Source organism: Sphingomonas sp. LY54 (assembly GCF_035594035.1).
In the GTDB taxonomy this organism is placed as follows: domain Bacteria; phylum Pseudomonadota; class Alphaproteobacteria; order Sphingomonadales; family Sphingomonadaceae; genus Allosphingosinicella.
In genome coordinates this window covers 80,406-102,259 of the sequence record NZ_CP141588.1, presented here as the reverse complement: position 1 = coordinate 102,259, position 21,854 = coordinate 80,406, and the positions used below count along the sequence as shown (strand labels likewise).

The 21,854-nt window shown below is 63.9% G+C and carries 22 protein-coding genes and 1 pseudogene; 11 read left to right on the top strand and 12 right to left on the bottom strand.

The genetic code is table 11. The features are described from left to right. Positions 1-276 precede the first annotated feature (276 nt). The 3 genes from SH591_RS00545 (at position 277) to SH591_RS00535 (ending at position 2,139) form a co-directional block, all read left to right on the top strand. A complete protein-coding gene (locus SH591_RS00545; RefSeq protein WP_324750069.1) occupies positions 277-864 on the top strand; it encodes a hypothetical protein in 588 nt (195 codons plus the stop codon). Between the two features lie 62 nt (positions 865-926). Next, complete coding sequence (locus SH591_RS00540; protein WP_324750068.1) at positions 927-1,316, top strand: EF-hand domain-containing protein; 390 nt, start codon at positions 927-929, stop codon at positions 1,314-1,316. A gap of 190 nt (positions 1,317-1,506) precedes the next feature. After that, complete coding sequence (locus SH591_RS00535) at positions 1,507-2,139, top strand: tyrosine-type recombinase/integrase (RefSeq protein WP_324750067.1); 633 nt, start codon at positions 1,507-1,509, stop codon at positions 2,137-2,139. Positions 2,140-2,786: 647 nt separating this feature from the next. Here the strand turns inward: SH591_RS00535 and SH591_RS00530 are convergent. Beyond that, the gene (locus tag SH591_RS00530) at positions 2,787-3,257 is read right to left on the bottom strand and encodes a GNAT family N-acetyltransferase (protein ID WP_324750066.1); all 471 of its coding nucleotides are present in this window, start codon (positions 3,255-3,257) and stop codon (positions 2,787-2,789) included. Between the two features lie 116 nt (positions 3,258-3,373). Then, complete coding sequence (locus SH591_RS00525) at positions 3,374-3,646, bottom strand: hypothetical protein (RefSeq protein WP_324750065.1); 273 nt, start codon at positions 3,644-3,646, stop codon at positions 3,374-3,376. 186 nt (positions 3,647-3,832) lie between these two features. Between SH591_RS00525 and SH591_RS00520 the strand changes: the two genes are divergently transcribed. Continuing rightward, positions 3,833-4,330 carry a hypothetical protein gene (locus tag SH591_RS00520; RefSeq protein ID WP_324750064.1) on the top strand — a complete coding sequence of 166 codons (498 nt, stop codon included), beginning with the start codon at positions 3,833-3,835 and terminating at the stop codon, positions 4,328-4,330. A 681-nt stretch (positions 4,331-5,011) separates the two neighbouring features. On the opposite strand, the gene SH591_RS00515 is transcribed toward SH591_RS00520, so the two are convergent. Then, entirely contained in the window at positions 5,012-5,359 is a 348-nt protein-coding gene (locus SH591_RS00515; RefSeq protein ID WP_324750063.1) for a hypothetical protein, read from the bottom strand. A gap of 8 nt (positions 5,360-5,367) precedes the next feature. Continuing rightward, positions 5,368-5,742, bottom strand: a complete 375-nt coding sequence (locus SH591_RS00510; RefSeq protein WP_324750062.1) for a hypothetical protein — start codon at positions 5,740-5,742, stop codon at positions 5,368-5,370. A 193-nt stretch (positions 5,743-5,935) separates the two neighbouring features. Here SH591_RS00510 and SH591_RS00505 point away from each other — a divergent pair, with 193 nt between their 5' ends. The 3 genes and pseudogenes from SH591_RS00505 to SH591_RS00495 form a co-directional block, all read left to right on the top strand. Further along, entirely contained in the window at positions 5,936-6,811 is an 876-nt protein-coding gene (locus tag SH591_RS00505) for an alpha/beta hydrolase (RefSeq protein WP_324750061.1), read from the top strand. Positions 6,812-6,919: 108 nt separating this feature from the next. Then, complete coding sequence (locus SH591_RS00500) at positions 6,920-7,549, top strand: class I SAM-dependent methyltransferase (RefSeq protein WP_324750060.1); 630 nt, start codon at positions 6,920-6,922, stop codon at positions 7,547-7,549. A gap of 1,092 nt (positions 7,550-8,641) precedes the next feature. Further along, positions 8,642-9,472 (top strand): annotated as a pseudogene (locus SH591_RS00495) (PA0069 family radical SAM protein); the annotation flags it as partial. A gap of 21 nt (positions 9,473-9,493) precedes the next feature. Here the strand turns inward: SH591_RS00495 and SH591_RS00490 are convergent. The 7 genes from SH591_RS00490 to proS form a co-directional block, all read right to left on the bottom strand. Further along, positions 9,494-9,952, bottom strand: a complete 459-nt coding sequence (locus SH591_RS00490; protein WP_324750059.1) for a hypothetical protein — start codon at positions 9,950-9,952, stop codon at positions 9,494-9,496. Between the two features lie 51 nt (positions 9,953-10,003). Beyond that, positions 10,004-11,599 carry a long-chain fatty acid--CoA ligase gene (locus tag SH591_RS00485; RefSeq protein WP_324750058.1) on the bottom strand — a complete coding sequence of 532 codons (1,596 nt, stop codon included), beginning with the start codon at positions 11,597-11,599 and terminating at the stop codon, positions 10,004-10,006. Positions 11,600-11,634: 35 nt separating this feature from the next. Then, positions 11,635-15,108, bottom strand: a complete 3,474-nt coding sequence (dnaE, locus tag SH591_RS00480; RefSeq protein ID WP_324750057.1) for a DNA polymerase III subunit alpha — start codon at positions 15,106-15,108, stop codon at positions 11,635-11,637. Between the two features lie 80 nt (positions 15,109-15,188). After that, positions 15,189-16,133, bottom strand: a complete 945-nt coding sequence (locus tag SH591_RS00475; protein ID WP_324750056.1) for a lysozyme inhibitor LprI family protein — start codon at positions 16,131-16,133, stop codon at positions 15,189-15,191. Positions 16,134-16,179: 46 nt separating this feature from the next. Then, positions 16,180-16,851, bottom strand: a complete 672-nt coding sequence (locus SH591_RS00470) for an ABC transporter ATP-binding protein (protein WP_322830327.1) — start codon at positions 16,849-16,851, stop codon at positions 16,180-16,182. After that, positions 16,844-18,094 carry a lipoprotein-releasing ABC transporter permease subunit gene (locus SH591_RS00465; protein WP_322830326.1) on the bottom strand — a complete coding sequence of 417 codons (1,251 nt, stop codon included), beginning with the start codon at positions 18,092-18,094 and terminating at the stop codon, positions 16,844-16,846. Before SH591_RS00465 ends, SH591_RS00470 begins: the two co-directional genes overlap by 8 nt. Further along, positions 18,091-19,398: a proline--tRNA ligase gene (gene proS / locus SH591_RS00460; RefSeq protein WP_324750055.1), complete on the bottom strand. Its 1,308-nt coding sequence runs from the start codon at positions 19,396-19,398 to the stop codon at positions 18,091-18,093. Before proS ends, SH591_RS00465 begins: the two co-directional genes overlap by 4 nt. Positions 19,399-20,175: 777 nt before the next feature. On the opposite strand from proS, the gene SH591_RS00455 reads away from it, so the two are divergent. The 4 genes from SH591_RS00455 to SH591_RS00440 are packed head-to-tail and all read left to right on the top strand — an operon-like array spanning position 20,176 to position 21,101. Further along, a complete protein-coding gene (locus SH591_RS00455) occupies positions 20,176-20,382 on the top strand; it encodes a cold-shock protein (RefSeq protein ID WP_322830324.1) in 207 nt (68 codons plus the stop codon). 3 nt (positions 20,383-20,385) lie between these two features. Continuing rightward, entirely contained in the window at positions 20,386-20,646 is a 261-nt protein-coding gene (gene infA, locus SH591_RS00450) for a translation initiation factor IF-1 (protein ID WP_322830323.1), read from the top strand. Positions 20,647-20,695: 49 nt separating this feature from the next. Next, on the top strand, positions 20,696-20,836 hold the full coding sequence (locus tag SH591_RS00445) for a hypothetical protein (RefSeq protein WP_322830322.1): 141 nt from the start codon (positions 20,696-20,698) through the stop codon (positions 20,834-20,836). A 55-nt stretch (positions 20,837-20,891) separates the two neighbouring features. Beyond that, positions 20,892-21,101: a hypothetical protein gene (locus tag SH591_RS00440; protein ID WP_322830321.1), complete on the top strand. Its 210-nt coding sequence runs from the start codon at positions 20,892-20,894 to the stop codon at positions 21,099-21,101. Positions 21,102-21,137: 36 nt separating this feature from the next. On the opposite strand, the gene SH591_RS00435 is transcribed toward SH591_RS00440, so the two are convergent. Then, on the bottom strand, positions 21,138-21,809 hold the full coding sequence (locus SH591_RS00435) for a spermidine synthase (RefSeq protein ID WP_324750054.1): 672 nt from the start codon (positions 21,807-21,809) through the stop codon (positions 21,138-21,140). Positions 21,810-21,854 lie beyond the last annotated feature (45 nt).

Genomic DNA, 21,854 nt, shown 5'->3' with positions numbered 1-21,854 from the left:
GTAGGGGACACCATAGTCAAGTCCTAAGTGGCGGGCTGAGCTCCTCTTTGCCTTGCGGCGCAAAGCTCCGTCCACCTTTAGCCCCACACTTACGCTCGGCTCTGCTGAGACGGATAGCAATCTATTGGGCAACCAGAGCGGGCAAACGTCCGAACTTGGCCGCTAGCAGACCGTCTGCTTACGGGATGAGCAGGTGGAAAAGCAGACGCCTAAGCGATCGAACCTGACGAGCGGCTGAGGCTGGACAGCGGATGCTTGGAATAATACCAACGCCTGATGGCGCTTTTCCAAATAATCGTTGCGATCTCTGCCGCTTCGGCCCCTGACATTTGCATGGTCGATGAGCAGGCAATGCTTAAACTTGAGTTCAGGGCGTTCGATCAAGACATGAATGGCGGGTGGCGGGCCCTGTCGAAACGTCCGGAGTGCAGAACAAATGCCGCCGACGTCATTCGACTTTACCGGGAGCAAAACGAAGCGCGGACGACCACCCTCTTATGGCACGAGGGCCAACTCCGCGCCGAAGCGGGCGAGATCGATCAGGCTATTACCTTGATGACCGCCGCCGCCAAAAAGACCCCTGGCCATGGTCGAAATCAAGAGGATTGGAATGCGTATGTCGACGCCACCGTCGCCTTTCTGAAGGGGGACCGCGAGCAGCTTCTCGCGGCACGCGAGCGGCTGGCTCAGTTTCCGGTGCCGGAGGGGTATCTCTACAAAGATGCGCAAGGCGAAGTTCGAACGGGGCGGCCTCCGGGCTGGCCTTTCAATTTGGATGTAGTGGACGGCCTCATCCGTTGCTTTGGCCGCAGCTACGAGGAAGCATACGGCTCACCACACTGCCGACATCCACGCCGTCCATAACCTACGTTGCCTCAGTGTCCGCAACGGGTGGTAAACCGACATTCATCGGATAGTATGCGACCATGCTTTCGATGATCCTGATCGCGGCGACCACAGCCCAAATCTCACCCGCTCAAGAACCGACACGCGAAAGTCTCGTTGCTCAATATCGTTCTGTTATGAAGCGTTGGGACCAGGATCGGGATGAACGGCTAAGTTTCGCGGAGATTGATCACATGGTTGAAACGGGCTTGCGAAGCCCGCAGCCACTTTCCGCTGATGACGAAACCTCATTCAATGAAGCAATGCGCGGCTTCTATCGGGATCAAGACATCAATCGTGATGGTTTTGTGGACGGGAGTGAGTTGCAGCAGGGCGCATTGAGCGCCTTTGCTTGCATTGACGCTGATCGGAATGGGCGCGCCTCAAGCGCCGAAATGCAGCAAAGCGCTTCGCGTTGTCTATCGCGTTAACTGATAGATGACGGCAGCTTAGGGTCGTTAGCGGACGTCGAGCCTGCATGGGCCGCTAAGGTCCGCTTTTCCGCCCTGGCACCCGGAAGCAGACAGTCCCTAACGGCCAAGCGCTGCCGCTCCTGCGGGTTCAGCAAGGCTTGGGTGCCCTCATCTCTGTGCCGGCCATTCCTGGCCAACGGAGATGAACATGGGACACTCGATCTATGACCCCGGGCAGGACTGCCGTTCCGTATGGAACGCCGGTCGTAAGCTGGGCGCCAAAAGGCCCCTCCATCCTAAGCAGGTCTGGGCTGTACGCTTCTGGTTAGAGCAGGAGCGGCGACTTCGAGATCGTGCGCTGTTCGATCTAGCGATCGACAGCAAGCTGCGTGGCTGTGACCTGGTGAAGATACGGATCGGCGAACTGGTGAGCGGAGGTCGCATCCGGCAGCGAGCCATCGTCATACAGCAGAAGACGGGTCGGCCCGTTCAGTTTGAGGTACTTGAACCCGCTAGGACGAGTTTGCTGGAATGGCTGGAGGGTCGCGGCGGCTCGCTAGACGACTTCGTATTCCCCAGCCGAACGGATCACTCCGATCACATCAGCACCCGGCAGTATGCCCGGCTCGTTGACGAGTGGGTGACCGCCATCGGCCTTCGGCGAGAGGACTACGGCACACATTCTCTCCGTCGCACCAAGGCAGCCCTCATCTACAAGCAGACGGGGAATCTCAGAGCGGTGCAAATCCTCTTGGGTCACACGAAGATCGAGACGACCGTCAGGTATTTGGGCGTCGAGGTCGAGGATGCCCTTACCTTGGCAGAGGCGACTGAGGTCTAAGGTACTTAGGTGAGCCGGTCCCGGCCGGCTCACCGCCTCCCCCGAGTGGCGCCAAAGTCGGTCGTCACAGGCTGTTCGGCCGCCCCCAAAAGCTGCCGTTCGTTCATGTCGTCGGCGAGTGGCCGCAAACGGTGCGTACCGACGTTCGCGCCGCGCTCGGTGGGTAGCGGGTACCTTGGCCTGAAACCATGATCAGACGGCTAACTGGTATGGCACTCATTGCAGCAGTAGTAGCATCCGTTCGACTGCCGGTAGGATTTCTTTGCCTCCTGCACCGCGCCTCGGCAAGTTGCATGAAAACCAAGCGACAGCCGGTTTTCCTGGTACGGCTGATGGGCACACCCATTCTCGTGGACCTCATGGTCGCCATTCTGCTGGGCGTTCTTGTTCACGTGATAGTATGGCATATCACTCCCCCCTTTGGACGCGAAACTAAGGCCGTCGCGCACGCCGAGTCTCCTACCGAATGATCCGAATTGAACGGATCCGCCGTACTCCCGGTAATCGTGGATTTGCTCAGGGTTTGGCCCGGAGAGCGATTGTCCGCTTCTGGGTACGAGCCGACTGTCGCGGCGTCCGCATGCTATAGGTCTGCTTTCGACCCATTGCGGACATTCAACCGCTGGTGGGATTGGTCGCCATCTGAATCAAAGTTGCCTGATCAAACGGATGGTTTCGGGCCGAAACCCCGCCTTCTCGTAGAAATGGCGGGCGCGCTGGTTGCTTGCGAAGACATCCAGCGAGAGCCGGCGATACCCCATGTCTTTCGCCCAGTTCTCAGCGGCGTGGAGAAGAGCCAGCCCAACGCCCTCGCCCTCGGCCTCAGCCGCGACGGCTAGAAGCGCGATGTAGCCGCACTTTTCATTGGCGATGTCGTCCGTGCCTTCCCGGACATGTACATAGCCTAGCCGCCGCCCGTCATTGCTCGCGGCAACCAATGTCGCATTATGCCCTGCGTCGGCTCCCCAGGCCGAAGCGGTGAAACGATCCTGGAAGGCAACGACTTCGTCGCGGGAATGGGTTGGGGCGTCGATAACGTCGCTCAAACGTCCGTTCAGGGCGCGGATGAAGGCTCGGTCGGCTTCGCCCTCTTCAAGGCGGATAGTCAGTTCACGCACAGCGCCACTCCCCCAACGCGACTCCTCGAACCCGACCAACTATTTGATTGAGCGGTTTCAGCTAGCCGGCATTGCGTAGCGCTGACGCCCGCATCCCACCCACTGCGGACAGCGCTTCACTCTAGTCGCCGCATCCGCCTGATCCGCGTCGCGGCCGACCCGGCAAAGATGCCTCCCACGAGCAGTGCAATCCAGCCCCAGAGAATTTCGCCTGACTGCAAAGCTTGGAAAGCAGAATAGCCAAACCACAGTGCAAAAGCGGTCTCGAGCAGCCAGCTCCAGCGGGAGCAAATGGGTCCAAGGCGGCTCCAGTTTTCGATGAACGCGATCAGCACACCCGTAGCGAGCAGGGTGATCATGACGATCAGGACGAGCGGAGACCAAGTCATGAAACCTCACTTCAATCCGGCCCAGAGAGCTCTACCCATAACGGATTGGAATGTCCGCTTTCCACCCTTTTTGGACGTCCCTGGGCCTAGATCGCTAAGCTGGCCATCAACGTCCGCACTGGGTGGATTGCGGTCATAGGTGCACAGCGATATTCGTTCCGCCGACGCAATCGCGCGGGGGGAAACATGTCGAATTGGAAGCTGCTGCCACTCTGTGTGCTCCTGGGCGTGTCTCAAGCTGGGGTCGCCGCACCGCTGAGCGAGGGCGTTCTCGGCCGCTTCGTCGGCACGTGGGCGGTTACCGGCACGACGCGCGGCGAGACGACCGTCATCGGCGCGGAAGTACGTCCGCAGTTCGGCGGCGCCTTCCTCGAAATGCATATCAAGGATCCTGCCGGGAAGTTGCCTTATGAGGCGCGGGTATATCTCGGGCAGGCCGACGACGGCAGCATCGTCGCGCATTGGCTGGACGGCACGGGGGGCGAGAGTTCGCGCACCCTGGGCAGCGGCCGAATCGTCGGTGACCAGGTGGAGTTGAGCTTTCCTTATCGTGCGGGTGAGTTCCGCAACCGGCTCGAATATGACCGTCGCCGGGATCGCTGGCGCATGTTCATCGAAATGGGGCCGAAGGAACATTCCAAGATTTTTTCGGACTGGTATTTCGAGCGTGACCTCCGCCCCTGAGGCGGAGACAGGGAACGTCCGCAATTGGGTCGTTTGCAGTCGTTAGACCATTCCTGAACGAACGGCTGCTTTTTGTTACCCGGCGCCTGAAAGCGGCCCGCCTGCTTTCCACCCATTGCGGACAACCTCGGGCGTCTCGTTTACACCGAGAGGGTGGCCGGTTCGCGCCAAAGTCGGTCGTAAGAGGCTGTCCGACCGTTCCCAAAGCTGCCGTTCGTTCATGTCCCCGGCGAATGGCCGCAAACGACCCATTGCAGACACAGCCATCATTCGTCCGGCCATGGGCCTTGGAAGGGCGGCCCCTCACCTCGACGGAACAGTATTTCCTGGCGAGCCATGGGAGTGAAGCCTGAAATGTCGGCCGTCCAAAGTATCCCTCTGTCTCGCCACGCAAAGGAGAGAGCCTCTGCCACCCTTTGCTGCAAGCCTGCGCTGGCCGTGGGATCGCACGCGACGGCCACGAGGTCAGGTAGCGCTTCGTCGAGTGAGGTGATCATGCCGGCGGCATAGTCGCGCTCCCATTCTTCCGACTCTGCGCTTCTGAATATCGCCAGCGCCTCCATTGGCGTTTTTGGGGCAGGGTGCATCGGAAGATCCTGGAACCTGGGTAAGCGCGAATGGATCGACCTACCGTAACAGGCTTAATTTCCGCAATGTCCGCTTTCCACCCATTGCGGAAGTTCAGCGCGATCCCATGGACCGGGCGATCGGAAGCAGGGCTTCCCTGAGGCTTACCACGGCTGCCTGATCCGCAGACCATAGGTAAGTGTGATTTAAGACCGTCTCGAACCACACCCAGATCGGCACGCCTTGCCACGTCAGGGAGCCTTCCACCAAGTCTTCACCATCATACCAAGGTGGGAGAGTGAGGCTGGACGTCGGGTAAGTCTTAGCTAAGCCTTCAAGCAGGTTGCGGTGAACGTCTTCGGCACACGCACCACCCCAAAGAGTGAAGCCCCAGCCCTCGGGGCCGGTATTACCGAACTGCGGGGAAGGGCGAACCTCCTCTATCTGATCGAACGCAGCCATTCGGTAGCTCAAACCCCGACGTTCTCGGTGAATGTTCCAACAATACCCACGAGAACTGATAGAGCTAGGGTTCCCAGCACCATTCGGCTCAAGGTGAAGTCGGTTCCGGATATGGCCTCGATGCCGATCATCACAGGGAAGATGATCCATCCGAGAAAGAAATAGAGAAGGCCGCGCTTTGGATTGAAGTTCCATGTCTTCGCCGGAAGATTTTGCCGGTCGTAGAAGGCCGCAAAGAGCGCAGCGCACACGGCGACGACATAAGCCAATTTCCACCATGTCCCCCAATCGTCTTGGGAAAGCCCCGGCGCATAGCGGCTAGCCCACCCGAGCAACAGGAGCAGGCCGAACGCGACGGAACCCATCAATTTACGCCGGTCCAAGTCTCTCATCCCAAAGCTGCATCCTTGCCCAAATCACACCGTGAGCAAATGTCCGCAATGGGTCGTTTGCAGTCGTTAGACCCATGTCTGGCTAAATGGCCGCTTTTGCGGCGCCGGCGCCCGAAAGCCGCCGGTCCGCTAACCACCCATAGCGGACGTTGAGCGGGCGCAGCTTGCTTGATAGTCTTTGGTCATGCTCTCGCTGCGCAAGGCTCTCATTCTCTGCGCGGCAGCGCTCGTTCCTGGCGGATTGGCACTTAGCTGGATCGCCGGATCTGCAATGGTCCAAGGTGAACCTAGCGTGGTCCCTGCGGCAGCATCTCCTGCCCAGGATATCGAGATCCGCAGCCTCGATGGGCTAAAGTTGGCAGGAACATATTGGCCAGGGCGGCAGCCACATTCTCCATCCGTCCTGCTGCTGCACGGGGTGAAGTCGTCTCGCATCTCCACTGCAGCGGGAGCGGCTCGCCTCGCCTCACTAGGCTACGCGGTGCTCACCATCGACTTCAGGGGGCACGGACAGTCGGAGATGGCGACACGCAGCTTCGGGCTTCATGAAGCATTGGACGCACAGGCTGCTTTCGATTGGCTGAAGAAGCGACAGGCAGGCGCGCGGGTAGGCATCATCGGACACTCTCTCGGCGGCGCTGCTGCACTTCTCGGGCCTCGAGGACCGATCCCCGCCGACGCCTTGGTGCTGCAAGCGGTCTATCCCGATATCAGACGAGCTATCCGCAACCGGATCGCCGAGCGTCTCACCACGGTTCCAGCGTATCTGCTGGAGCCTCTGTTAAGCTTTCAATCCAAGCCTCGGTTCGGAGTGATGCCGGACAAGCTCTCACCGCTCGAAGCGTTGCAGCGTTTCCATGGGCCTGTTTTCGTGATGGGCGGCGAAGACGACCGATACACGCCTCCAGAGGAAACACGGGCACTCTTTGCGGCTGCGCCGGGCCGCAAAATGCTTTGGCTCGTGCCTGGCCGTGGCCATGCGGCGATGGGTGACCTGCGCGATCAGGCCTATTATGAGCGCCTCCACAACTTCCTTCAGCAGACGATCGGACATCCATAGGCGTTTGCCGATGAAGGCTCCCCTGACTCGGTGTAATTGTGCAACGGGAAGTCGCCAATGTCTGCGATGGGTGGAAAGCGGACGTGGCGCTTGCTACCGTCGGCCAGTATGCACAATTCTCCGCAACGAGACGATGGCGATACATTCGATCCTGATACATTGGCCTATTATGAGAAGTTTGCACCGACCTACTCCGCAAGCGGAGCTGGCGGTCAGAGCCGTCACCTTGAGTCTTTTCTTGCCCTACTCGCGCCTTCCTCTCGCATCCTCGATCTTGGATGTGGCGGGGGAATAGACGCCTCCGCAATGCTCGCTCAAGGATTCGTAGTAGATGCCATTGAAGCGTCTCCTGCCATCGCAGCCATGGCAGAAAGGCGCATGAACCGCCCGGTCAAAGTGATGCGCTTTGACGAGCTTGACGCCGTGGAAGAGTATGACGCGGTGTGGGCAAGTGCCAGCCTCATCCACGTGCCGCGCCAAGGCCTTTCCGGAATTCTCTGTCGTATTTTTGCAGCGTTGAAGCCCTTGGGACTGCACTTTGCGAGTTACAAAACCGGGAGGAGCGAAGGCCGCGATAGCGTCGGCCGATATTACAATTACCCGTCGCATGAGGAGTTGTTGAACTTCTATCGACAATCCGCTCCGTGGCAGATCGCAAATGTCACAGAATATGTGGGCGGCGGCTTTGAAAAAGGCTCTGGTCCATGGGTGGCTATAATCACGCAACGCCCTCGTTAGGGACATTCATCAAACGTGTGGAATGTCTACAATGGGTCGTTTGCAGCCATTCGCGCTCGGCATGAACGAACGGCTGCTTTCGGGCATCGGGCGAACGACCTTCTACGACCGGCTTGGGTCGTTTGCGGACATGACCGCCTAGCTGAACGAACGTCCGCTTTTCGGCACCGCCGGCCAACGTCTGAACGACCGCAAATGGCGCATAGCAGCCCCGCTACCACAGGCTCTGGCCCTTAGCCGGCTCCACCCTTGTCGGCGGCTGATGCAGAAGCCGGCCAACGTCGGCTTCTAGCGCCCTTGCTCGAGGTCGCTACCGCAGACACCGTCTGACCTCGCAGCTAGACGGCACCATCCGGTGGGTAACGGGACCGTCGTTTACTTGGCCTAAAAAGCAAGTCAAATTCATCCAACAGATTTGGCTTTACAGCTCCAAGGCAGTGAACCCGTACGATCTCGTACCCTTTGAAGATGGGCGAGGTGTCGACAAAACGACGCGCTTCGAAAAGATCGATAGCCTCGAACCGATAAATAGCGGCCTCGCCATCCTTTATTAGAAACACCGTGAAGTAAGCTGATCTCTCACCCAATGCCGATCCTACTGCAAAAGTACGAGTCCGTGGAGCGCTTAGTGCGGCGCGAACCTGAGCGCGTCAACGTAACGGAACGAAATCGCGCGTGGGAATGGGAGGAAAGAAGGGGGCCTTGCAAACCATCCCCAACCCAAAGCCCGCGAGCGTGGCCGACTGCAACGTCGGCGTCCTTGAAGCCCTCATCGTGTTGCTCTCCGGCGAGCTGTTCAATGGCCTTGAGGATGCTCATCGACGTCCTCAGGTAACGAACTACCCCCCTGCAGAGCGAGTCTAAGGTTGCGGCGAACTCGCCGGGGCATGGTGCAACTAGCGGTCGTGCGCGCGTCGCCGGCACCGCCCATCTAAACGTATGGGGCATTTGGGTAGCCGCGCGCAGCCGTCTCCCACCTACGCCAGCCCGGACGTTCATGAACAACAGCTTCTGCTTTAACTGGGCAGATAGGGTTCAAACTCAGTCGCTTGAGCTTCTCTATGAACAATGTGACTGCGCATAAACGACAGCTGCATCTATTGCTTCGCGCGGCCGACCCACGCCTTTCACGATCTGTCGCCGGGGCTCGACTTCGAATCGAAATTGTTCGCCAAGCCGGACGCCGCCGCCCTGCTCCGCGCCGAGCTCGCCAAACCGGGTTATCAAGTGCGGTCGATGGCGATCGGGACCAACACCGATCCCTATCAGCCGATCGAGGGCAAGTGGCGGATCATGCGCCAGATCGTCGAGGTGCTGGCCGAGACGAAGCATCCGCTCATGATCACGACCAAATCCGACCGGGTGGTGCGCGACATCGACCTCTTGGCGCCCATGGCGGCCGACAATCTGGTGGGGGTGGCGCTGTCGATCACCTCGCTGACGCGTGAGATCGCACGCACGCTCGAGCCGCGGGCGCCGGCCCCGCGCAAGCGGCTCGCCGCGGTGAAGACGCTAAGCGAGGCCGGCATTCCCACCTATGTCGCCATCGCGCCGGTCGTGCCGGCGGTCACCGATCACGAGATCGAGCATATTCTGGAAGCGGCGGCGGAGGCCGGCGCGCGCGGCGCCTTCTACATTCCCGTGCGCCTGCCCCACGAGGTGGCGCCATTGTTCCGCGCGTGGCTCGACGAGCATTTCCCGGACCGGGCCGGCAAGGTGATGGCGATCATCCAGTCGCTGCGCGGCGAGCGCGACAACGACCCCGATTGGTTCACGCGCATGCGCGGCTCGGGGCCGTGGGCGGAGCTGCTCAAGACCCGCTTCACGATCGCCGCGCGCAAATATGGGCTCAATCGAGAGAAACTGACGCTGCGCACCGATCTGTTCGAGCCGCCGCAGGGTCCGCAATTGCGGCTGTTCTGAGTGAAGGGCGCGCTGCTCACCTTAGCAGAAGCGGGCTGACTCTTCGGGCGCGATCGCAAGCAAGCGACGATTATACCGCTCAGCGAATGCGAGAATTGCTGGGTGCGGCCCCGCCAGGCTGTAAGCACTCGCCTGCGAACAAGGCTCCGGCTCACGAACCAGCTTCAGACCCGAAGCATGCGCATTTGATGCGCGATATCCAGGCATGCCGACAGCTTCATACCGTCCAACATCATCGCCGATATATACAATCAGCGGGCGGTAGTCCGCTGCAGCAACGGCGCGGTCGGCCTCCAGCTCGGCGTTCCGCACCGACATTGCGGACACGCATTTCCGGTGATGTGCTGTGAGTGCAGCGCGCTCTCTAGCAAGCGTTTGCGCGTCTTCCTTGCGCTCGTAGAGCGACGTTGCGGCGAACCACGCAACATGGCCCAAGGCCGCGAGGCTAACCCCAGCAGGAACGATCCAGAGTCTCCTCACCCGCCTCCTCCCGTCTCTTTCAACCTTAAGACGGAGCAAGTCTCGCAACTGTTAAGCCGCCGTCGCCAGCTTGTAGTCCTTATATTGCTCGCGCAGGGCGGTCTTGAGGAGCTTGCCGGTCGCGGTGTGCGGCAGCGAATCGACGAAGAGGATTTCGTCGGGCAGCCACCATTTGGCGACATGATCGGCAAGGTGGGCGAGGATCGCCTGGGGCGTGACGTCCGCCCCTTCCCGGCGTACGACCAGCAGCAGCGGGCGCTCGTCCCATTTGGGGTGGTAGACGCCGACCGCAGCCGCCTCGGCGACGCCCGGGCAGCCGACCGCGGCATTTTCGAGCTCGATCGAGCTGATCCATTCCCCGCCCGACTTGATCACGTCCTTGGACCGGTCGGTGATCTGCATGACGCCGTCGGGGTGGAGGATCGCGACGTCGCCGGTGTCGAACCAGTTGTCGGCGTCGATCGCCGGCTCTTCGCCCTTGAAATAGGAGGAGACGATCCAGGGACCGCGCGCCTGCAGCCGACCCGACGCCTTGCCGTCGCGCGGCAGGACCACGCCTTCGTCGTCGACGATCCGAAGCTCGACGCCGAAAGGCGGTCGGCCCTGCCGGCAGAGCAGGTCGAGCTGCTCGCCTTCGCTCATGTCGCCCCAATGCGCCGGTCGCCCGCCGAACGTGCCGATCGGCGACATTTCGGTCATTCCCCAGGCGTGGCCGACCTCGATCCCGCGGCGCAGAAACCACTCGATCATCGCCCGCGGCGCCGCCGACCCGCCGATCGTCACCAGCCGCAAGGGCCCAAGATCCGCGCCGGTCAATTCGACGTGGTTGATAAGCGCAAGCCAGACGGTCGGCACGCCGGCGGTGTGGGTCACGCCCTCCGCATTCATGAGATCGCACATCACCTGCGGCGTGTAATCGGCTGAGAATACGAGCTTTGCGCCCGCGATCGGCGCGGCGAACGGGAGCCCCCAGGCGGCGGCGTGGAACATCGGGACGATCGGCAGCGCGACCGCGCGGTTCGACAGGTTGAACACGTCCGGCATTACTTCGACGAGCGCGTGGAGCACGGTCGAGCGATGCTCGTAGAGCACGCCCTTCGGGTTGCCGGTGGTGCCGCTGGTGTAGCAGAGCATCGCCGGTTCGCGCTCGTCGCCCTCGACCCATTGGTAGCGGTCGCTCTCGGCGGCGATCAGATTTTCGAAGCCGTCGCCCTCGGCCGGGTCGAAGCAGACATAATGTTCGATCGCGCGGAACTGGGGCTTCAGCCGCTCGACGGTCGCGGCGAAGGCGGCGTCGTAGAAGAGGATCCGGTCCTCGGCATGGTTGGCGATGTAGACGAGCTGGTCGTCGAACAGGCGCGGGTTGATGGTGTGAAGGACGCCGCCCATGCCGATCGCCCCGTACCAGGCGGCAAGGTGGCGGCCATGGTTCATGGCGAGCGTGGCGATGCGGTCGCCGCGCTTCAGCCCGAGCCGCTCGAGCGCGTTGGCGAGGCGGCGGGCGTCGCGGGCTATGCCCGCCCAGTCGGAGCGGACGGTCTCGCCCGAGGCGTAGCGCGAAACGATCTCGCGCGTGCCATGCTCGCGCTCGGCATGATCCAAGAGCCGCATGATCCGGAGCGGCCAATCCTGCATTCCACCGAGCATGCACCCTCTCCTCTGTAGAGAGGCAGCTTATCCCACTAGGAGACGAGGGCAAGCCTCGCGGATTCGGCGGCGGACAGGCGCACCGAGACGATGCCCTCGATCCGTTCGACCCGGGCGGCCAGCTCCGCGTCGAGCCGGTAGTCGCGGCCGAGCACGAGGTCGGCCTCGCCCTGCCCGTGGGGCGCGCGCAGGCACAAGATGCCGTTGCCGCCTTTCTCTGCGGCCAATGCGTTGGCGAGCCGCTGCAGCGCCTCGGGCCCTGCGGCCTGCACTTCCATCTGCAGGCGAACGGTCTTCGACAGCGTATCGAACGAGCGCACGCTCTTGACGGTGACGCGCGGCGCCTCCTCGCCCGGCCGGCGGTCGAGCTCGACGTTGAGCAACAGGCAGTCACCGGCTTTGGCCGCATCCTCGAGTTGGGCCGCGACCGAATCCTCGAAGCAGGTGGCGATGAACTGGCCGGACGCGTCCGACAAGGTCGCCATCAGATAGCGGCGGCCGCGGGCGGAGGTGCGGTAGCGCGCTTCCTCGACCAGGCCGGCCATGACGGCGTTGGAGCGGCCGCCGTCCGAAGGCGCGGGCATCGCGGCGAGCTCGCCGAAGGTGCGGGCGCCGTTGGCGCTGGCGAGATGCTTGAAGCGATCGATCGGGTGGGCCGAGAAATAGAAGCCGAAGCTCTCTTTCTCCTGGGCCATCGCCTCGATCATCGTCCAGGCCGGCATGTCGGGGATGCGGATCGGCGCGACCTCGACCTCGCCCCCGAACAGGCCGCCCTGCCCGCTGGTGCGTGCCTCGGCGGCGCTGGCGGCATGGGCGAGAATGGTCTCGGCAGCGGCAACCACCGAGGCGCGGCTCGGCCAGACGGCATCGAACGCGCCGCCGGCGGCCATGCTCTCGATCTGGCGGCGGTTGAGCAGGCGCGGATCGACGCGGTCGGCGAAATCGTCGAGCGACTTGAACGGGCCGTTGGTGCGGCGCTCCTCGACCAGTTGCTCCATCGCCTTCTCGCCGACGCCCTTCAGCGCGCCGAGCGCGTAGCGGACGGCGCGGCCGCCCTCGACGTCCTCGACCGAGAATTCGGCCTCGCTGGCATTGATGCAGGGCGGCAGGCAGCCGACGTCCATGCGCCGCATATCCTCGATGAAGATGGCGAGCTTGTCGGTCTGGTGCATGTCGTAGCACATCGAGGCGGCGTAGAATTCGACCGGATAATGCGCCTTCATCCAGGCCGTCTGGTAGGCGACCAGGGCGTAAGCGGCGGCGTGGCTCTTGTTGAAGCCGTAGCCCGCGAACTTGTCGATCAAGTCGAACAGCTCGTTCGCCTTCTCCTTCGAGATGGCGTGCGCCGCGCAGCCGGAGACGAAGCGTTCGCGCTGCGCGTCCATCTCGGCCTGGATCTTCTTGCCCATCGCGCGGCGGAGAAGATCGGCCTCACCAAGGCTGTAGCCGGCGAGCACCTGCGCAGCCTGCATCACTTGCTCCTGGTAGACGAAGATGCCGTAGGTTTCCTTCAGCACCGCCTCGAGCATCGGATGCGGATATTCGATCGGCTCGCGGCCGTTCTTGCGCGCCCCGAACATCGGAATGTTGTCCATCGGCCCCGGACGGTAGAGCGAGACGAGCGCGATGATGTCCTCGAAGCCGGTCGGCTTCACTGCCGCCAGCGTCCGCCGCATGCCTTCGGATTCGAGCTGGAACACGCCGACCGTCTCGCCGCGCTGGAGCAGTTCGTAGACCTTGGGGTCGTCCCAGGCGAGCGCCGTCAGATCGACCTCGATGCCGCGCTTGGCGAGCATCTGCACGCCCTTCTGCAGCACCGACAGCGTCTTCAAACCCAGGAAGTCGAATTTCACCAGGCCCGCGCCTTCGACATATTTCATGTCGAACTGGGTGACCGGCATGTCGGAGCGCGGATCGCGGTAGAGCGGGACGAGCTTGTCGAGGCGGCGGTCGCCGATGACGACGCCGGCGGCGTGGGTCGAGCTGTGGCGCGGGAGGCCTTCCAGCTTCATCGCCAGATCGAACAGGCGCCGGACCTGGATGTCGTCCTTATATTCGGCGGCAAGCTCGGAGACGCCGTTCAAGGCGCGGTCGAGCGTCCAGGGATCGGTCGGGTGGTTGGGGATGAGCTTCGCCAGCCGGTCGACATGGCCGTAGCTCATCTGCAGCACGCGGCCCGTATCCTTCAGCACGGCGCGAGCCTTCAATTTACCGAAGGTGATGATCTGCGCGACCTGGGTCGCGCCATATTTCTGCTGGACGTAGCGAATGACCTCGCCGCGCCGCGTTTCGCAGAAGTCGATGTCGAAGTCGGGCATCGACACGCGTTCCGGGTTGAGGAAGCGCTCGAACAGCAGGTTGAGCCTGATCGGATCGAGATCGGTGATCGTCAAAGCCCAGGCGACGGCCGAACCGGCACCCGATCCGCGGCCGGGACCGACAGGGATGTCGTGGTCCTTGGCCCATTTGATGAAGTCGGCGACGATCAGGAAGTAGCCCGGGAAGCCCATGCGGACGATGACGTCGATCTCGAAGTCGAGGCGGTCGAAATAGACCTTGCGCATCTCGTCGGAGAGATCGTTGTAGCCGGCGAGGCGCGCCTCCATGCCGGCATGGGCGTCGCGGCGGAGCTGGTCGGCCTCACCCTCGAGGTCGCCGGCGAGGCTGGGCAGGATCGGCTTGCGCTTGGGCGCGCCGATGCCGCAGCGCCGGGCGACCACCGACGTATTGTCGATCGCCTCGGGCACATCCTCGAACAGGCGGCGCATCTCGGCCGCGGGCTTGATCCACGCCTCGGGCGACGACTTGACGCGGTCGTCGCGATCGACCTGGCTCGACTGGGCGATGCACAGCATCGCGTCGTGCGCCTTGTGGAAGTCGGCGTCGGTGAAGCAGGCCGGGTTGGTCGCCACCAGCGGCAGGTCGCGCGCATAAGCGAGGTCGATCAGCGCTTCCTCGGCCTTCTGCTCGGTCTCCATGCCGCGACGGCACAATTCGATATAGAGCCGGCCCGGAAACAGGCGTTCCAGCTTGTCGAGGTAGACCGAGGCGGCGTCGGCCTGTTCCTCGGCGAGCAAGCGGGCGAGCGCCCCCTCCCCGCCCGCGGTGAGCGCGATCAGACCCTGGGTGCGGCCTTCCAGCGCCGAGAAAGCAACGTGCGCGTCCTGCTCCACGGGTCGATCGAGATGCGCCGCGGACACAAGCGCACAAAGATTGTCGTAGCCGGTCTCGTCCTGGGCGTAGAGGGCGAGCCAGTCGAGGATCGGCGGCTTGTTGTCCGGAGTGCCCGGCCGGGCGACGCCCAGCATCGTCCCGATCACCGGCTGCACGCCTTCGCCCTTGCAGGCGTCGGTGAAGGCCATGGCGGCGTAGAGGCCGTTGCGGTCGGTCAGCGCCGCCGCCGGAAACTCCAGCTTTCTGGCCTGCTTGGCGATCGCCTTGGGCTCGATCGCGCCGTCCAGCATCGTGTAGCAGGAGAAGATGCGGAGCGGGACATAGGGGGACGCCATCCCGCCGTTATGGGGACTAATTGCGCCCAAGCAAAGGAAAGCCGGCCAGTTGTCCACAGTTATTCAGGCTGCGCGCGGGCTCACCGGCTGTCGGCCATGATGTCCCTGATTTCCTCAGTCCGCCCCTGATAGGCGTCGGCGATGCAGGCCTCGCTGCCGCAACGCTCGCGATAGGCCAGGAAACGGTCGCGCGTGCGCCGCAGGATCGTCCTTGTCTCCGGATCGGCATCCTCCATCGCCCGATTGTAGACCGAGGCCATCGACCGGTCGCGCGCCGCGAGTGCTTCGCTCGAGCAGACCATGCGCTCGCTGCGGGTGCGGGCCGAGGCGCAGTTGAAGCTAGGGCGGGCGGCGCTGCGCGGGGGCAGCGGATCCTCGACTGGCGCAGGCTGCGGGCGGGTGACCGGCTCGGGGGCCGGGCGCGGCTGCGGCGGCGGCGGCGGGCCGACCGGGGCCGGGGGGAACGGGTCCCCGGACTGGTTCACGATCCCATCCCCGGCCGGCGGCGCGGCGGGCGCGAGGCGCGTGCGCCCCATGTCGAACGTGGCGAGCCGGTAGATGATCGGCTCGGCGCCGGTCATCTGGTAGACGAGCCCGCTGCCGTCGGCGGCGGCCTGGGCGGCATATTCGATCTCGGCGACGAGCCTGCGCTCGCCGTCGAAGGCATTTTCGGCGCCGGGCGGGAGTTCGAGGATGAGGCGGCCGGTGCAGACGGTGACGTTGAGCGTCTCGTCGCGGCTCTTGAGCAAAGGCTCTTCCATCCGGATGACCGAGTTCGCCGCCAGCGTCTCGAGGTTGCGGGTGCTGTCCTTGCGGACCTTCGCGGCCTCGGCGAACAACTGGTCCTTCAAGCGCGCATAGGTCGTGCCGGTGGCACAGGCGTCGCGAATGCGCTCCTTGCGCTCGGCCGGCGTCAGGTCGGCCTCCGTCTTGTTCTCGTCGGAGCCCGCGCCCAGCCAGCCGCAGGCCGCGAGCGAGAGAAACGCCGCGAGCGCGGCCGTGGTCCGGAAAGTCTTTGTTGCCATGGTCATAGCTCTTCTCGCCCGGCGCCTGTGCGCAGCCTGAACGCGGCTACTCCAGCACGCCTTCATGCAAACGCACGACACGGTCCATTTTTGCGGCGAGTCGTTCGTTATGCGTTGCCACCAGAGCCGCACTGCCCTCGCCGCGCACCAGCCGCAGGAATTCGGCGAGCACCACGTCGGCGGTCGCTTCGTCGAGATTGCCGGTGGGCTCGTCGGCCAGCACCAAAGCCGGACGGTTGGCGAGCGCGCGGGCGACGGCGACGCGTTGCTGCTCGCCTCCTGAAAGCTGGCTGGGGCGGTGGCTGAGGCGATGGCCGAGGCCGAGCGAGGCGAGCAGCGAATCGGCGCGGGCGCGGGCCGCGTCGGTCTCAGCGCCGTGGATCAGCTGCGGCAGGATGACGTTCTCCGCCGCGTTGAAATCGGGCAGCAGGTGATGGAACTGGTAGACGAAGCCCAATGCGTCGCGGCGCAGGCGCGTGCGGCCGTCATTGTCGAGCCGGGCGGCCTCCTCGCCGTTGATGCGGATCGAGCCTTCGAATCCGCCCTCGAGCAGCCCGACCGCCTGCAGCATGGTCGATTTGCCCGAGCCTGACGGGCCGAGCAAGGCGACGATCTCGCCATTGGCGACGTCGAGATCGACGCCGCGCAAAACGTGGATGGTCTCGCCGCCCTGCTGGAAGGCGCGGCGAAGGTCGCGGACCTGGAGAATGTCACTCATAGCGGAGCACCTGCACGGGATCGGTGCTCGCCGCCTTGTAGGCCGGGTAGAGCGTGGCGAGGAAGCTGAACCCCAGCGCCATGATCGTCACCGCCAGCACTTCGAACGGATCGGTCTTGGACGGCAGTTCGGTGAGGAAGCGGATCGACGGATCCCACAAATTCTGGCCGGTGATGATCTGGACGAAATTGACCACCGGCTGGCGGAAATAGAGCGCGACCGCGCCGAGCAGGAGGCCAGCGATCGTGCCGAGCCCGCCGATCGTCGTGCCGACCGTCATGAAGATGCGCAGCAGGCTGCCGCGCGAGGCGCCCATCGTGCGCAGGATGGCGATGTCGCGCGTCTTGGCGCGGACAAGCATGATCAGCGACGACAGGATGTTGAACACCGCGACGAGGATGATCAGCGACAGGATCACGAACATCGCGACGCGCTCCACCGAGAGCGCCTCGAAGATCGCCGAGTTCATGCTGCGCCAGTCGGCGACCACCGCGCGGCCGGCGACCTTGGCCGCAAGCGGCGCGAGAATCTCGCCGACCTTGTCGGCATCGACCGTCTCGACCTCGACCATGCCGACCGCGTCGCCCAGCATCAGCAATGTCTGTGCGTCCTCGATCGGCATCATCACGAAGACCTTGTCGTAATCGTAGACCCCGACCTCGAAGATCGCTGCGACATTGTAGGAGACGATGCGCGGCACCGTGCCGAACGGCGTCGTCCGGCCCTGCGGGCTGATCAGGCTGATCTGGCCGCCGACGGTGGCGCCGAGCGACTCCGCCAAGCGGGCGCCGATCGCGACATTGTCGGAGCCCGGGCGAAGGGCCGCCAGCGAGCCCGACAGGACCTTGCCCTGGAGCACGGGATTTTCGACGATGTCCTTGTGCTGCATGCCGCGGACGAGGACGCCTTCGACGCGGCCCTCATAGCTCGCCATCAAGGGCTGCTCGATCAGCGGCACGGCCTGGGTTACGCCCGGCGTGCGCTTGGCCTCCTCGACGATCTCGCGCCAGTCGGGGAGCCGGCCGCCATAGCCCTGGACGACGGCGTGGCCGTTGAGGCCGACGACCTTGTCGAACAATTCGGCGCGGAAGCCGTTCATCACGCTCATCACGATGATCAGCGCAGCGACGCCGAGCATGACCGCGACGAGGCTGATCGAGGCGACCAGGAAGATGAAGCCCTCGCCCTTGCCCGGCAGCAGATAGCGCCGGGCGATCATGCGCTCGTAGCGGTTGAGGATCATGCGGCGGAGAGCCTCGCCAGCGCGCTCTCGAGCGAGAGTTCCTCGCGCTCGCCGGTGGCGCGGCTCTTCAGTTCGACGACGCCCTTCTCGAGCCCCTTCGGGCCGACGATCAGCTGCCAGGGCAGGCCGATCACGTCCATCGTCGCAAATTTGGCGCCGCCGCGTTCGTCGCGGTCGTCATAGAGCGTCTCGACGCCGGCTTCGCGCAGCTGCCCGTAGATCCGGTCCGCGGCCTCGGTGCAGGCGTCGTCGTCGGCGCGCATGTTGACCAGCCCCACGCGGAACGGAGCGACGCTTTCCGGCCAGATGATGCCGTTGTCGTCGTGGCTCGCCTCGATGATCGCGCCAATCAGGCGGGAGACGCCGATGCCGTAGCTGCCCATTTGCGGATGGACCTGGCCGCCGTCCTTGGTTTGGACCGAGAGGCCCATCGACGCGCTGTACTTGGTGCCGAACGAGAAGATGTGGCCGACCTCGATGCCGCGGCGGGTGCGCAGGCGATCGGCCGGGACCGGGCAGTCGGCGACCTTGGCATGCTCTTCCTCTTCCATCGCGTAGAGGCTGGTGAGCTTAGCGATCGTCGAGGTGTCGGCCGCAAGCAGCTCCTCGCGCGAAACGTGCTCGATCGCGGCGTCGTAGAAGAGCGCGCTCTCGCCGGTATCCGCGAGGATGTGGAATTCGTGGCTGAGTTCGCCGCCGATCGGACCGGTGGGCGCGCGGACGGGCACGGCCTGCAGGCCGAGCCGGGCGAAGGTACGCAGATAGGCGACGAACATCGCGTCATAGCTCGCCCGCGCGCCGGCTTCGTCGAGATCGAAGCTATAGGCGTCCTTCATCAGGAACTCGCGGCCGCGCATCACGCCGAAGCGGGGGCGGGTCTCGTCGCGGAACTTCCACTGGATGTGGTAGAGCGTGCGCGGCAGGTCGCGATAGCTCTTGGCGCTGTCCTTGAAGAGCAGAGTGATCATCTCTTCATTGGTCGGACCGAACAGCATCTCGCGGTCGTGGCGATCCTTGATGCGCAGCATCTCCGGGCCGTAGGCGTCGTAGCGGCCGGACTGGCGCCACAGATCGGCCGACTGGATGGTCGGCATCAGCAATTCGATAGCACCGGCCCGGTCCTGCTCCTCGCGGACGATGTCGGCGATCTTGTCGAGCACGCGCAGCCCGAGCGGCAGCCAGGCGTAGATTCCGGCCGCGGTCTGGCGGATCAGGCCGGCGCGCAGCATCAGCTTGTGGCTGACGATCTGGGCGTCGGACGGCGTTTCCTTCGTGACGGGCAGGAAATAGCGGGAAAGGCGCATAGGGCGAGGCTGATCCGGCAATGGAATGAATGTGCCCTCCGCCTCTAGGGGCGCGCCGGGGCCAAGGCAACCGGCCTATGGGCGCGCGCCGGCCTTGCCTTCTGTGTGCAGATCGCCCGCTGTTGCACGGCCGACACAGGCGCCGCCAAATAGCCCCGCCTACCGTAAATACCCGATGACAAGCGACCGGCTCTTCCCTAGCGTCCAGCCCACGAACGATCGGCCTAGGCCTGGGTTCGGGGAAGCTTAGGCCCCGCTTGCTCTGCGAGGTGAGTGAAGCGTGCGGGCCCAAGCAATCTCAAGGGGGTAGGCGGGAAACCGCCATACGGGTGCCCGGATCGAAAGGTCCGGGCACTTGTCTTTTGAGGCGCCTGCGCGGCGCGGTTTCTGCACAAAAATGCAACCGCGAGTCCGCCGCTTTCGCATCCGCCCTCCCATTGCATATTACGCATCCGCAATATCTTTGTTTGCATTTGCGAAGGCACTTGCTGCAGCGCACAAAGATCGGGCCTTTCAGGCATCCTCTCCAAAACTTCTAAGGCCGGCCCCTCGGGGCTGGCCTCTTTTTTTGGGGACCGATCGGGACTGCGACCTGCGGCGGCCCGCCTATTTCCGCCGTGGCGATTGTTTTATTAACGATGCGGCCCTATATCAGCCGTGCTAACGTCGCCTGCGACGGAATTTGTCGGCTCCCGAAGGAGCACACCTTCCCTTTCACGCTGCTGGCTCCGCTGCGCGAGTTGCGCGTGGACATTCATTCGCGAAAGGGGCTGGGCTATGGCCATCGGCACCGTCAAATTCTTCAATTACGACCGGGGCTACGGCTTCATCTCCGATGATGCCGGCGGCCCCGACGCCTTCGTCCATGTCACCGCCGTCGAAGCCGCAGGGCTTCCCGGCCTGAACAAGGACCAAAGGGTCAGTTACGAGCTGGACGCCGATGCGAATGGTCGCAAGACCGCCGTCAGCCTCCAGGCGGCCTGAGCCTTGGCGAAGGAAGAATTGCTCACCATCGAGGGCGAGATCGACGAGATTTACCCCGACGGACGCTTCGGCGTGATGCTCGACAACGAGCATCGCATCATCGCCTACACGGCCGGCAAGATGCGGCGTTTCCGCATCCGCTCCGTGGTCGGCGACCGCGTCCATGTCGAGATGACGCCCTACGATTTGTCGAAGGGCCGCATCGTCTATCGCGAACGCGGCGCCGGCCCGGCTCCGGGCCAACGGCGCGCCTTCCGGCGCTAGCACGACTGAAACTAAGGATAAGGGCGGCGTCGGCCGCCCCAAGGAAACTATGACGACTTACATTGAGAGGGCCGCACGGCCCAAGCTCGGCCTCGCATTCGGCGGCGCCCAGGCGCGGCCGCACCAGGGCCGCTCCCCGATCCTGTCCGGCGACGAACTGCGCCGGATCATCTCCGAAACCATCGGATAACCGTAAAGGCGGCCCGCACGGGCCGCCTTTTTCATCGCAACCCAAGGAGATTTCCATGTCCAGAGTTCCGCTTCGCCCGTTCCTCATCGCCAAGGACGAGAGCGGCGAATATCGCCTGACCGTCCGCGAGACGCGCTACAATTCGCAAAATTACCCGATCGTCACCGCGACCATGCAGGACGAGCGCTTCAAGAGTGCGGCCGCCGCGCGCGCCCACGCCAAGGAGCATTTCGGCGCCGAAGCCGGCCAGTTCGCAGCCAAATAAACCCCGCCCGGCCGGCCTCGCTCAGACCGGGGCCGGTCAGCGCCGGGTCGCGAACCAGATGACGTGCCGCGGCCCCTTGCCGTTGCTGCGCGCGCGCACCCCGACCTCCTCGACCAAGAAGCCGGCCTTGGCCAGCCGCCGCGCAAAGGCCGCGTCGGGCGCCGCCGACCAGATGGCGAGAATCCCGCCCGGCCGCAGCGCCGCCTTCGCCGCCGACAGTCCCCCCGCCGAGTAGAGCCGATCATTGCCCTCGCGCGACAGGCCGTCGGGACCGTTGTCGACGTCGAGCAGGATCGCGTCATAGGCGCCCTCCCCTTGCTCGATCAGAGCGGCGACGTCGTCCTCGACCAAGGTGACGCGCTTGTCGTCCAAGCATCCCGCCGCCAGCTCCGCCATAGGACCGCGCGCCCAACGCACGATCTCGGGCACCAGCTCGGCGACCGTCACCTTGGCATCGCGCCCCAAGGCCGCCAGCGCCGCGCGCAACGTGAAGCCCATGCCGTAGCCGCCGATCAGCAGATGCGGCGCCTTGCGCCCGCCGAGCCGCTCGCAGGTCATCACTGCCAGCGCCTCTTCGGAGCCCGACATGCGGCTGCTCATCAATTCGTTGCGGCCGAGCACGATCATGAAATCGCGGCCGCGCCGGAACAGCCGCAACTCCTCGCCGCCGGGCACCTGCGCCACATCGATCAGCTCGCGGGGGGTCATATTGCGTCACTCCTGAAGTCCGGCCGCTGCTGGGCGCGCCGTCGC